Below are 12,659 nucleotides of genomic sequence, written 5' to 3' on the forward strand. Positions count from 1 at the left end.
GTCAGTTGATCTTGACCACGCTGCCGCGCACGGTGACGACACCGCTCGCGGTCAGCTCCGTCTGGCCCTGGCCCGCCACCGAAACCGTGGCGCCCTCCACCTTCACGCCCGCGGTGCCGTTCAGCTTCAGCTGGCTGGTCGCCTCGATGCTGGCGTCGGTCTGGGACTTCACGGACACCTTCTGGCCCTTGAGCTCCAGCGGCCCGGTGCCGGCGTCGATGCTCACGCCGTTCTGCGCCTTGACCGTGACGCTCTTACCGCTGGTCACCTCGATGACCTGGTTCTTCTGGTCGATCTTGACCACGAACTTCGCGTCCCCCGACGCCAGGATGATCCCGTCGTCCTCGGCGAACTCGAGCTTGTGGCCCTTCCGCGAGACGAACCCGCGCAGCGCCACCTCGCCGCTGTTGCCGTCGACGACGGGTTTGGTGAACTTCGACGGCGCGGCATCCTTGCTGTTGTAGAGGCCGCCGAGCACGTAGGGCGCTTCGAAGTCGCCGTGTTCGAAGCCCACCAGGACCTCGTCGCCGACTTCGGGCAGCACGACCGCGCCGCGGTCCTGGCCCGCGCCGGGCTGGACCGTGCGCGCCCAGGTGCTGGTGAACTCCCGGTCCAGCCACGGGAAGGTGAGCTTGACGCGGCCCAGCTTCGCCGGGTCCTTGAGGTCGCTCACCACCGCCGGCACGACGCCCGGCCAGGTCGAGCTCTTCGCCCCGCCCGCGACCAGGCCGTAGAGCGAGCGTTCCTGGCGGCCGGACACGGCGAACTCGGTGGTGTAGCCGACCTCGTCGTTGAACAGGTGGCGCGTGCTGGTGAGCGTGTACTTGCCGGAGAAGGGCTGGCCGACGCCGGTGAGCGTGACGGCGGTGCCGGCGCGCAGCTTCGGGTTGCCCTTGGCGACTCCGTCGAGCTCGGTGCACGCGCTGCCCAGCCGGTCGGCCAGTGCTTTCGCGGTCGCGTCCGCCTCGCCCTGGGTGCGCCGGGGCGGCGCGGCGTCGAGGAAGGGCGGGCTCGCGAACTTCCCCGCGAGCGTCACCGGGTCCACTCCCGGCACGTCGGTGCCGGCGTTCTTCGGGGTTGCCGTGGCGGCGATCGGCCGCTTGTTCTCGTAGTCCCAGCCGGTGACCCGCACCTCGGGGACCTGCTCGGCCGCGGTGACGCTGGCGCGCAGGGTGAGCAGCGTCCCGTGTGCCTCGAGGACGAGCGGGTCGGCGGTGGCCTTGGTGGTGGTCGGGGGCGCGCCGGACGGCTTCTCCGGGAGTTCGAAGTTCAGCTTCCCGTCCCGCACGGCGATCTGCGCGCCGACCACGTCGGCCAGCCGGGACAGGAACTCCCAGTCGCTGACGTTGTCCTGGGACAGCTGGGTGTTCGGGCGGCCGCCGAAGCCCTGGACGCTGTCGATCCTGCCGACCGGGAGGTTCGCGCGCTGGGCGACCTTGCGCACGACGTCGGAGACGGTCATGTTCGGGTACGCGGTGACCCGGCGCCCGCGGAACAGCCGGTGCGCGTGGTCGTACCCGCGGACCTCGGTGAACGTGCCGTGCGGGTCGAGGTCGATCGCGACCGCGGTGACCTCGCCCGAGAGCAGGTCCTGCGGGCCTTCCGGGTCCGACGTCTGGACCTTGAGCTTGACCTTGGCCCCGACCTTGAACTTCCCCTTGTCCAGCACGACGGTGCCGGGGTCGCGGAAGCGCAGCACGAACGTGTCCGGCAGGTTCCGGCTGTCGTCGACGTAGGCGTAGCTGAGCATCACCCGGACGTCGTCGGGCAGCGCGGTGCCCTCGACCTCGACCAGGAGGGTGTTCGTGAAGGTCTCGTTAGCCATGGAGCTCCTCCAGCGCGGGCACCAGGAGGCGGGTGCCCGGCCGCAGCCGCATCGGGTCGTCGATGTCGTTGGCGTCGGCGATCTCGCGCCACTTCCCGGCGTCGCCGTAGGCGCGGAAGGCCACCGACGGCAGCGAATCCCCGGCGACGAGCACGTGCGTGTCCCGCGCGGCGAGCGCGCCGGAGGTCGGGTTCTGGCCGCCCAGCTCGCCGGAGATCTCCTCCAGGTTCACGGTGCAGACCGCGCGCACCGGCGTCCCCGCCGGCGTGAACAGCGTGTACTTCGCGGTGACGCTGGAGACGTACGCGGGGAAGCCGGTCATGCCACCCCACTTGAAGATCACCCACGGCGGTGACGGCTTCTTGTGCTGACGGCTGTCCTCGGTGGCCACGCAGCAGGTGAACAGCTGCTCGACCTTCTTGACGACGGCGTCGTCCATCTTGTCGGTGGCGTCGAGGAACATCTCGAGCGCGAGCTTGGCCGGATCGGACCCCTTGAACTGCGGTGGCGCGCTCTTCTTGGCGTTCGGCTGCGCGTCCCGGCCCCACTTGGCGTTCTTGCTCAGGGACAGTTCCTTGGGGTTGAACTGGAAGTCGATGTCGAACATGAAGTCACCGGGCGGCTGCCCGGTCCCGCCCGACTGCGGCGGCTTGTGGACCTTGAGCTTCGCGCGCTGCAGGTTGCTGGGCGCCGGCGCCCCGGACCCGTAGGCGGCGGGCGGCTGGGAGCCGGCCGAGGTGAAGGTGACGGGTGAGGACACGGGTCAGCCCTTCTTCGCCGGGCTGAGGAAGCCGTGGTGGGCCAGTTCGAGGGTCTCGGTGGCGACCTTCGGCGAGTCGGGCGAGAGCTGCGGGCCACTCCAGCGCACCGGGACGACGCCTTCGAGGGCCCAGCTGGCGATCACCTTGCCTTCGAGGGTGCGTGCCTCGATGGTGGCGGTCTTGCGTTCGATCCCGCTCGCCAGGCTGGCGAACCACTTGGTGATCTGCGCACTGGCCTCGGTGACCGGGCGCGAAAGCTTGATGTTCGAGTACTTGATCCGGGTCGGCAGCTGCCAGACCATGCCGTTGTTGCCGCCTTCTTCCCGCTGTTCCATGACGAATTCGCAGCCGAGGCCATCACAGCTGGAGAACGCGCCGAGGTTGCCGAGGTTCTTGTCGTCCAGCTTGACGACGTAGCACACGGCAACGGCCTCTTCGGTGTCCGGCATCGGCTCCTCCTTCAGTGCGGGCGGTCGGTGAGCGCGCCCCGGCGCTCACGGTCGAGACGCAGTTCGGTCTTCAGGCGCCGCAGGAGCGGGTCGAAGAGTTTCTTGACGAGCTCTTCGGTTTCCACGGGCGGTTGCTGCTGCGGTGCGGGCGCGGGGGTGGGTGCGGGTTCCGGGTCGCGCTGGACGACCTGGGTGAAGGTGGGGCCGGGCGCCGGGTCCGGTGTGGACGGTGGAGAGCTGTGGTCGTTGACGTGGTCGGTGATCCGCGCGGCCGGGAGGACCGGGGGTGGCGCCGGGGCTTCGGGGGTGTGCGGGATCGGGGTGACCGGGAGCGGTGGCGCGGTGATTTCGGAGCTTCCGGCGGCTCCGGCTATCGGGAGTGCCGGGGCGTCGATCGCGCGCGCGACCAGAAGCGGTGCCGCGGTGGTTTCGGAGGTTCCCGCTGCGCGGGCCACCGGAAGTCCCGGGGCATCGATCGCGCGCGCGACCAGAAGCGGCGGCACGGCGGCTCCGGCCACGGGCGCCTGGCCGTCGGCGGGCCGTGCCACCGGCAGCACCGGGTGTCCGGTCGGCGAGGAGCCTTCGGCCGCGCGGCTGACGGGGAGTCCCGGGGTTTCGCCAGCACGGGCGACCTGCGCCGGACCGTCGACGGCCCGAGCCTGGGTCTTGGCCACTCGCGCGACCGGGAGCGTGGCTGACGAGCCGTCAAGTGTGCGAGCCACCGGGAGTGCCGCACCGGAGTCGGCCGGGATCTGGTCGGCCCGGGCCACCGGGAGCAGCGGCACCGCGGCGCGCGAGGGCTCGAGGGTGCCGGCGACCTGCGGTGCCGCTCCCGCCGGGGAAGCAGGCGCGTCCTCGACCGCTCGCGCGATTGAAGGCAGCGGCCCCGCCCCGGCGGGCAGTGCCGCTTTCGTGGTGGGCAGTGCCGGAAGCTCCGTTGGTCGCAGCACCGGAAGCGGTGCCCGCTCGGCCACTCGCGCCACGGGGTCGGCCGGGGTCTCGGCCACGCGCAGGACCGGAAGCGGTGAAGATTCCGGGACCACGGGGAGAGCCGTAGTCCCGATCCCTCGCGTCGACAGAGGCAACGGATCCTCCACCATCCTGTCCACCGCAAGCGGCGAGTCCCCGGCGCCCGCTGCCGATGACCCCGCCGCCGGGGACTGGAGCAGTGGCGGAGATTCGGCCGCCGGCGAGACCGGAGACTGCGCCGCGGTCGGCGGCGGCTCGACCACCCGCGAAACCGCCAGTGAAAACTCCGCCGTGGTCTCGACTGCCCGAGAAGCGACCAACGGCGCCTCCGCCGCCGGCACCACCGGACTCGCAGCTACCCGCGACGACTCCCCCGCGACCGGCAAGACCGGGACCTCGACCGCCCGCGAACCCGCCAGCGGGGACTCCCCCATCACCGGAGTTTCGACAGCTCGCGAGACCACCGGAGATTCCGCCACGGTCGGCGCGGCCTCAGCCGCCCGAGGAGCCGCCGGACTCTCGATCGCCCGCGAAACCACCAGCGGAGACTCCCCCGCGATCGGCGCCATCGGGTGCTCAACCGCCCGCGAAGACTCCGCGGTCGACACCATCGGCAACGCCGGGCTCTCGACCATCCGCGAGACCACCGGCGGCGACTCGTGCGCCGCTCCCCCCATCGGGCCCCCGGAGCTCTCGACCACCCGCGAGACCACCGGCGGCAGCTCGTGCACCGGACCTCCAAGCAGGCTCCCGGAACTCTCGACTCCCGGCGGCGGCTTGTGCGCCGCTCCCCGAATCGGCTCCCCGGAGCTCTCGACCACCCGCGAGACCGTCGGCGCAGACTCCTGCACCGCGAGAGGCACCGGCGTCTCGACCGCCCGTGACACCGGCAAGCCCGTCTCCCGAGCTCCCGGCGCGACCGGGAGTCCCGAGACCGGAGCAGAAACGTTCGTCGAGCCGCCCGGTGTCCCGGGCGGCTCCGTGGTGTCGAGCGGGCGGAAGCTGTTCACCGGCGGTGAACCGGTCGGCGAGCCGGGTGAATCTTCGAGGCGCGACACCGGAACCGACGGGGCAGGCCCCGGCAGCATCGGCGCGCCGAGCCCCAACCGCCGTGGCGCCGCCTGCTCCGTCCGCTGGACGAGAGGCAGCTCTGGCCGCGTCGGCTCGACCGGCGCCGGTTCGGGCGCCGGCGGTTCAGGCACCGTCAGCGGGACCACCGGGGTGTCCGCGGCCGCCGGAGTGTCCACGGGGGACGGTTCCGCGATCGCCTGCAGCGTCCGCACCGGCGGGGTGACCGCACTCCCGGCCGACGTCAACGGCGGCACGGCCGCGGGCGCCGCGACCACCGGCAGCACCAGCGGCAGGTCCACGGCCGGGGACACGGCCCGCTGCACCGCCGGCCCGGGAGTCACCACCGGCAGGGCCGGTCGCACGAGGTCGCCGATGACGCCCGCGGGCTCGCCCGGGCCCACGCTGTGCCCGAGCGGCTCGAGGTAGCCCGGGCTCCGCCACGACGTCAGCGCCGAGCTGAACCGCTGCACCGGGTTGACCAGCGGGTGCTCGGCCAGCACCCGCTGGATCGGCGCGACGCTCCGCCACTCCCCGCGCGTCACCGGCAAGGCGGCCGGTTCAGGCGAAGGCGCAGGCCCTGGCGCCGGCGCGGACGAGACCGACGGCGGCCGTGCCTCCTTCCTGCGGAACCACATCGTGCGTCACCGTCCCTGGCTCATCCGGGTGTTGATCCGGGCGATCTCGGCGACGTAGGTCAACCGGTCGGGGTGTTCGAGGTCGAGGATGTCGTCGAGGGACCAGTGCAGGTGGTAGGCGACGTACGCGACTTCCTCGTGCAGCCGGTCGGCCGCGTACGTCACGATTCCCCCAGGCGGCCACCGGCGACGTCGACGACGAAGCTGTGGCCGCACTCGGGACACGCCACGCCCGCCCTGGTGTGGCCCTCGCTGTTGACCCGGCGGTACATGTCCTGCAGAAACGCCAGGTCGGAGGCGAACAGGTTCTCGATGATCCCCGCGTGCACATCGGTGATGTCGCCGATCCGGGTGACCACCCGGGCCAGCAGCACCACCGTGAGGAACGCCGAGTTCTCGCGCACCCGGTCGTCCCGCAGCGGGATCAGCTCGTCGCGGGCGGTGGCCAGGCGCATCACGCCGGAGTGGTGCACCTTGCCCTCGTCGTCGACGTACCCGCGCGGGAGCTCGAACGCGAACTCCGTCCGCAGCTTCGGCCGCTCGGTCCGGGGCTCGCCCGCCGGAGCGGGCGCTTCCTCGACCGGCGCCGACGCCATCACCCTGCGCATCGGCTCACTCGACTTCCATCTGCTCGTAGGTGATGACGAGCTTCTCGGTGAGCACGCTCGTGTCGCCGGCCTTCAGCGAACCGATCTCCAGGCTCTTCGGCCAGGCGTTGGTCAGCTTGTAGCGCTTGAGCGCGGTGCCTTCGTAGTCGTAGACGATGATCGCGCCGCCCTTGCGGGCGGTCGTCATCTTGCCGAAGTGGGCGTCCTTGACCCACTTCTCGAAGCTGTTGTCCTCGGTGAGGCCGCGGGTCAGCGTGACCTCGCCCGCCTTGGGGCGGCCGGGCAGCTTCTTGATGACGTACTTGCCGTCGACGGTGTTCTGCTTGAGCTCGATGACGTCCTGCTCCATCTTGAGGCCGGAGACCTCGGAGATCTGCTTGATCTGGACGCCGTCGATCTCGAGCCCGAAGGAGTGGCCGACAGCCTTGTCGAGATCGGGAAGTGCCATGTCAGAACCCCTTCATCACTCGTTGACGAGGCTGGTGCCGCCGGACATCTGGGCCAGCCGGAAGATCACGAACTCCGCCGGTTTCACCGGGGCGATGCCGACTTCGCAGATCACCTGGCCGAGGTCGATGCCCTCGGCCGGGTTGGTCTCGCGGTCGCACTTGACGAAGAAGGCCTCGTCCGGGGTGAGCCCGAACAACGCGCCCTTGCGCCACTCCATCACCAGGAACGCGCTGATCGTGCGCCGGATCCGGGCCCACAGCGCGTCGTCGTTCGGCTCGAACACGACCCACTGGGTGCCGCCGAGGATGGACTCCTCGAGGTAGTTGAACAGCCGCCGGACGTTCAGGTAGCGCCACGCCGGATCGCTCGACAGCGTCCGCGCGCCCCAGACCCGGATGCCCTTGCCGGAGAACGACCGCACGCAGTTGACGCCGATCGGGTTGAGCAGTTCCTGTTCCGCCTTGGTCAGGTGCGTCTCGAGCGCGAGCGCGCCGCGGACGACCTCGTTGGCCGGGGCCTTGTGCACGCCGCGGGTGGCGTCGGTGCGGGCCCACACGCCGGCCATGTGGCCGCTCGGCGGGATGTACGTGTTGGTGCCCGAGGCGGGGTCGAGGACCTGGACCCAGGGGTAGTACAGCGCGGCGTACTTCGAGTCGTACCCGGCCGCGTCCATCCGCCAGCTGCGGACCTCCTGGGGGTTGAGCGCGGGCGGCGGGTCGATGATCGCCATCCGGTCGCCCATCAGCTCGCAGTGCGCGATCATCGCCAGCTGCACGGCCTTGACCGTGTCGAGGTCGATCAGGTCGCGCTGGTAGGCGGCCATCAGGTCCGGCGCCGCGACCATGGTGATCTCGTCGATCGCCTCCAGGCCGCCGAAGCCGGTCCGGTCGGCGACGTCGCCGACGTAGTCGTCTGCCGCGACCCGGCCCGGGACCGGCGGGGCGTCCGACTCCTTCGGCGGCGGCGAAAGCACCGCCGTGCCCTTGTCGGGCTTGGTCACCGCACCGCCGGTGGCGACCTCTTCGACGGTGATCAGGCCGGACTTCTCCCGCACCGCGGTGACGACGTTCTCCTTGGTGCGCTTGGTGGTCACGTTGTGCGTTTCGACGACCTTGCCGTCCTGCTTGACCAGCACGGTGAACCGGTCGTCGGCGGGGTTCTCGCCGCTCGCGTCGGCGACCTCGACGGTGATCTCGCCGGCCTGCTTGCCCTCCGGCAGCTCCTTGGCGACGAAGCGGTAGCCGCCGAGCACGGCCTGGCGGGCCGTGAGCTGCTTCGGCGCGGCGCCGTTGTCCTGGGCGCGCGATCCGCCGATGCGGACGATGTAGCAGTTGGTGCCCCCGTTGAGGAAGTAGCCGTAGACCGACTGGGCCAGGTAGCAGCCCTCCATGAAGTCACCGAAGGTCTGGGTGAACTGACCCCAGTTGGACACCAGCGTCGGGGTGTTGAAGGGACCGTCCGCCGCGAAGCCGACGAAGGCGGCCACTGCGGTGCCCACGCCCTCGATCGGCCGTGCGCCGGCTTCGATCTCCTCGACGTACACCCCCGGCGTGAGATAGGTGGGCATGCGTGCCTCCCTTGTCGACGCACAAGTCTTGTCTTCGGCGATGCTGCTGCCAGGGCGTTCCCCGCGGAACGACCGTGCGGCTAGGCCCGCGGGAACCGATCTCTGCCCTTAAAGGCAACTGCCCGGAGGGGCAGCCGGACCTGCCCCGACGGCCGTTGGCAACCGCCCCGGCGCGGCCGACAGTGAAGCCATGCCACCGGCGCGCGACAAGGCGCCACGCGAGCTGTCCGGGCAGCCCGCGCGGCCACCTCGCCCTGCGCGCCGGCCGGTCCCGCCGGCGTTGCTGCGTCTGCAGGCCTCCGCGGGCAACGCGGCCGTGTCGAGACTCGTCGCGCTGCAGCGGCAGAGCTGCCCCGCTCCCCCGGTCGCGCCGCCGGGCGTGACATCGGCGTCCGACCCGAAGTTCCAGTCACTGAAGAAGGACGTCGGCGACAAGGCCAAGACGGCGAAGGCGCACCCGCCCGCCGCCGCGGAGGTCAAGAAGGCCCAGGACGCCGCGGTGGCGCCCGCCGACGACAAGGACGCGCAGGCCAAGGCGGCCCAGGCGGACAAGATGGCGGCGGCGAAGCCGGCCGGCTTCGACAAGGCGGCCTTCATCGCCGCGGTGAACGCCGCCATCGCCAAGCAGGCGCCGAAGAACCTCGACGAGGCCGACAAGTTCGCCACGTCCGGCAAGGCGGACCAGGTCAAAACCGAGGTGCTGGGCAAGGTCACCAGCGGCAAGGACGCTTCGGCCAAGGACGTCACGGACCGGACGAAGGAGCCGCCCGATCCCGGCCGCGCCGTGGAAAAGCCGGTCACCCCGCTGCCGGAAGCCCCGGCCCCGCCCGCGTTGACCCCGCCGGACGCACGCAAGGCCACTCCGGACAAGGCGCCCCCCGAGCAGACCGACCTGCGCGCCGACCAGTGCGAAACCCACGGCGCGATGGCCGCGGCGGGCGTCACCGACCAGCAGCTGGCCGAGTCCAACGAGCCGGCGTTCACCGGCGCGCTGGCGGCGAAGCAGGCGGGCGAGCAGCACACGGCTTCGGCGCCGGCCGCGGTCCGCGAGTCCGAAGCCGGGCAGCTGGCCGCGGTGACCGGCGCGGCCCAGGCGTCCGGGCAGGCCGCGATGGCGGGCATGACGGGCGCGCGTTCGTCGTCGGCCCAGCGCGGCCAGGCGGCGAAGTCGGCCACCAAGTCGAAGGACGAGCAGGACCGGGCCCGGATCACCGGCGAGATCAAGGCGATCTTCGACGAGACCAAGACGAAGGTCGAGGGCGTGCTGGGAGCGCTCGACGACCAGGTGGCGAAGAGGTTCGAGGCGGGCGAGGCGCAGGCCAAGGCCGCGTTCACCGCCGACCACCAGGCGCGGATGAAGCGCTACAAGGACGAGCGCTACGACGGCGTCACCGGCGCGGCGCGCTGGGCGTACGACCTCTTCGCCGACCTGCCGGCCGAAGCGAACAACCTGTTCCTGGAGGCCAAGAAGGTCTACGAGTCGAAGATGCAGGCCGTCATCAGTGATATAGCGGACTTCGTCGGCCAGAAGCTGACCGAGGCGAAACAGCTCATTGCGGACGGGCGCGCGAAGGTCCAGCAGAAGGTGGCGTCGCAGTCCCCGGCGTTGCGCAAGATCGCGGGCGAGGCGGCGAAGGAGTTCGGCGGCCAGTTCGACGACCTCGAGAAGTCCGTCGACGAGAAGCAGGAATCGCTGGTCGAGGACCTCGCCCAGAAGTACACCGAGGCCCGCAACGCGGTCGACGAGGAGATCAAGGCACTGCAGGCCGAGAACAAGGGCCTGTGGAGCAAGGCGAAGGAGGCCGTCGGCGGCGCGATCGAGACGATCCTCTCGCTGAAGAACCTGCTCCTCGGCGTGCTGTCCCGGGCGGCGAACGCGGTCGGGTTGATCATCGCCAAGCCGATCGAGTTCCTCGGCAACCTGGTCAACGCGGTCAAGACCGGCGTCATGAACTTCGGCGCCAACATCGTCCAGCACCTCAAAGACGGGCTGAAGGGATGGCTGCTGGGCAACCTGGCGAGCGCGGGCATCGAGATCCCCGAGTCACTGGACGCCAAGGGCATCCTGAAGATGGTCCTGTCCCTGCTCGGCCTGACCTGGGCGAGCGTCCGCGCCCGCATCCTGCGCTTCATCCCGGAGCCGGTACTGGCCAAACTGGAGCAGACGTTCGAGGTCGTCAAGATCCTGATCACCGAGGGCGTCCCGGGCCTGTGGCGGTGGATCGTCGAGAAACTGGGCGACCTGAAGGAGATGGTCCTCGGCCAGATCAAGGAATTCGTGATCGAGAAGATCGTCAAGGCAGGCATCACCTGGATCATCTCGATGCTCAACCCGGCGGCAGCGTTCATCAAGGCCTGCAAGGCGATCTACGACATCGTGATGTTCTTCGTGGACAAGGCGGCGCAGATCAAGGAATTCGTGGACTCGGTACTCGACTCGGTGGAATCGATCGCCCGCGGCGGGGCCGGGGCGGTCGCGGGGCTGATCGAGCGGACGCTGGCGAAGGCGTTGCCGATGGTGCTGGGGTTCTTGGCCAGCTTGCTGGGGCTGGGCGGGATTTCGGAGAAGATCAAGTCGGTGCTGGAGAAGGTCCAGGCCCCGGTGGGCAAGGTGATCGACTCCGTCGTGGGGACGATCGTGAAGGCGGGGAAGAAGGTCTGGTCGAAGCTCAAGGGCGAGAAGAACAAGGACAAGCGTTCCCCGGCTGAGCGCAAGGCCGCCCTGGATGCCGCGATGGCCGAGGGGCAAGCAGCCTTGACCGACAAGCACCTCGACGAAAAGGGAATCAGAGCCAAGCTCGCGTCGATCAAGAGCGCACGAAAGGTGAAGAAGCTCGAGCTGGTCGTCGAGAACAGGACCGAAGTATCGGAAACCGCACACGTTGCCGGAGCCAACAGCCCATCAGTGAAAGGACCCTCCGTCACCAGGTTCAAAGCCCCGGAAATACAACGCTCCACCGACGGTGGCGATATCCTCGCCTCCGGAGCGCCTGCCAGCGTAGCATTGCAGGACAAGGAAAAGCTGATAGCCGAAGTGACGGACAAGCTCCGCCAGATGGCTCACCGCACGCGCGATACGCTTTTCAACGAACCCGACCGACTCCGCGGCCTCCTCTCGGAAAAGGAACTCCGGCAACAGCAGGTCGACTTCTGGAGATTCCGCATGCACTTCGGCCGGGCGATCGAACAGGCGATGATCCTCCTGATCGAGACGGACCCCAAACTCAATCAGCTTCTCAAGCACGTCGGCGGCGGTGGCAGTCCGGTCGATTTCATCGGCATCGGCCCCATCGAGGGGCACACCTTCGAACTCACCACAGATCACCCACGGGAGATCGCGAACCACCTCAGCCGGCTCCAGGTCGAGACTCTGATCACCTATCCGAGGATCGCGGAGGTGGTCCACCCTTCAGGTTGGCAGCCTTGGCCGTCGAGGGGGAAGAAGTAATCACTGGGGTCTTCCGAAGAGACGAGAATCAGGAGGCCTCTTCTTCGCCCTCTTCCTCACGCTGGACAAACGTCTGCGCCATCTTCTCCTCTTCGCCCTCATCGGCGGCAGGAGCTTCTTCCTCACGCTGGACGGCCACCCGCTGCACCTGCTCATCCTGGGCAGCACCCCCATCCTCACACCGCTGAACCGCAGGCCCGCCAGCCACAGCCGGAGCAGGAGCAGACATCAGCCGATCCGCGTTCGCCACCGCCTCACGCTCAAACCGATCCGAAGGATCCGAAACCTTGACCCCACCCCCGGCATCCGTCCCCTCCACCGGACCGCTCCGCTGCTGAACCACATGCGTCAGCTCATGCGCAAGCATGTGCTTCCCGGAATCCGACGACGGATCGTACTTGTCCCGCTGAAAAACGATGTTCGACCCCACCGTGTAAGCCTGCGCGTTCACCGACTTCGCCGAGTCGTGCGCCGCCCCGTCGGTGTGGACGCGGACGTCGGAGAAGTCGGTCCCGAAGCGCGTCTCCATGTCCTCGCGCGTCGAAGAATCGAGTGGCGCTCCGCCGCCCGAACCGACCACGTCGTGGACCGGCGAGCGCTCCTCCTCCACCAGCGATGCCGTCCCCGCGTTGCCCACCGCGCGCTGGAGACCCAGCATGCCCGCCGGGCCCAGGACGTCGGTGCGGCCGGCCGCGGCCGCGCGGCCCAGGAGGTCGTGGTCCTCCCGGTCGACGCGGTCACCCTTCGGCCGCAAGGTCGGGTCGAAGTCGTTGTCATGGCTGTACCCGCGCATGTTCGCTCCCTCCACCGCCCGTAAAGCTTGCCCTGCCGCGGCACCGAACACCAGACTGCGCCGCCCGTCCGAACGGGCAGCGA

The 12,659-nt window shown here is 69.8% G+C and carries 10 protein-coding genes; 1 reads left to right on the forward strand and 9 read right to left on the reverse strand.

Annotated elements, in window-relative coordinates; all coding sequences use genetic code 11:
• Position 1: 1 nt before the first annotated feature.
• Genes ACFPLC_RS37430 through ACFPLC_RS37465 form a run of 8 tightly spaced genes read right to left on the reverse strand, consistent with a single transcriptional unit; the run spans position 2 to position 8,335 of the window.
• Complete coding sequence (locus tag ACFPLC_RS37430) at positions 2-1,825, reverse strand: VgrG-related protein (protein WP_378197952.1); 1,824 nt, start codon at positions 1,823-1,825, stop codon at positions 2-4.
• Entirely contained in the window at positions 1,818-2,585 is a 768-nt protein-coding gene (locus tag ACFPLC_RS37435; protein ID WP_191306137.1) for a CIS tube protein, read from the reverse strand. The genes ACFPLC_RS37430 and ACFPLC_RS37435 overlap by 8 nt, the downstream gene beginning before the upstream one ends.
• Positions 2,586-2,588: 3 nt before the next feature.
• On the reverse strand, positions 2,589-3,035 hold the full coding sequence (locus tag ACFPLC_RS37440) for a phage tail protein (protein ID WP_086680386.1): 447 nt from the start codon (positions 3,033-3,035) through the stop codon (positions 2,589-2,591).
• Between the two features lie 11 nt (positions 3,036-3,046).
• The gene (locus ACFPLC_RS37445) at positions 3,047-5,710 is read right to left on the reverse strand and encodes a hypothetical protein (RefSeq protein WP_378236068.1); all 2,664 of its coding nucleotides are present in this window, start codon (positions 5,708-5,710) and stop codon (positions 3,047-3,049) included.
• A gap of 6 nt (positions 5,711-5,716) precedes the next feature.
• Positions 5,717-5,875, reverse strand: coding sequence for a DUF6760 family protein (locus tag ACFPLC_RS37450; protein ID WP_003098516.1), 159 nt, complete (start codon positions 5,873-5,875; stop codon positions 5,717-5,719).
• On the reverse strand, positions 5,872-6,318 hold the full coding sequence (locus ACFPLC_RS37455) for a hypothetical protein (protein ID WP_378197949.1): 447 nt from the start codon (positions 6,316-6,318) through the stop codon (positions 5,872-5,874). The genes ACFPLC_RS37450 and ACFPLC_RS37455 overlap by 4 nt, the downstream gene beginning before the upstream one ends.
• Positions 6,319-6,322: 4 nt before the next feature.
• Positions 6,323-6,766, reverse strand: coding sequence for a phage tail protein (locus ACFPLC_RS37460; RefSeq protein WP_086682601.1), 444 nt, complete (start codon positions 6,764-6,766; stop codon positions 6,323-6,325).
• Positions 6,767-6,781: 15 nt separating this feature from the next.
• Positions 6,782-8,335 carry a phage tail sheath family protein gene (locus tag ACFPLC_RS37465; protein ID WP_378197946.1) on the reverse strand — a complete coding sequence of 518 codons (1,554 nt, stop codon included), beginning with the start codon at positions 8,333-8,335 and terminating at the stop codon, positions 6,782-6,784.
• A 190-nt stretch (positions 8,336-8,525) separates the two neighbouring features.
• Between ACFPLC_RS37465 and ACFPLC_RS37470 the strand changes: the two genes are divergently transcribed.
• Positions 8,526-11,783 (forward strand): phage tail protein, encoded by a 3,258-nt coding sequence (locus ACFPLC_RS37470; protein WP_378197944.1) that lies wholly within the window; start codon positions 8,526-8,528, stop codon positions 11,781-11,783.
• Between the two features lie 28 nt (positions 11,784-11,811).
• On the opposite strand, the gene ACFPLC_RS37475 is transcribed toward ACFPLC_RS37470, so the two are convergent.
• A complete protein-coding gene (locus ACFPLC_RS37475) occupies positions 11,812-12,576 on the reverse strand; it encodes an eCIS core domain-containing protein (protein WP_378197942.1) in 765 nt (254 codons plus the stop codon).
• Between the last annotated feature and the right edge of the window lie 83 nt (positions 12,577-12,659).

It is taken from the genome of Amycolatopsis plumensis, assembly GCF_042652605.1.
GTDB classification, from domain to species: domain Bacteria; phylum Actinomycetota; class Actinomycetes; order Mycobacteriales; family Pseudonocardiaceae; genus Amycolatopsis; species Amycolatopsis plumensis.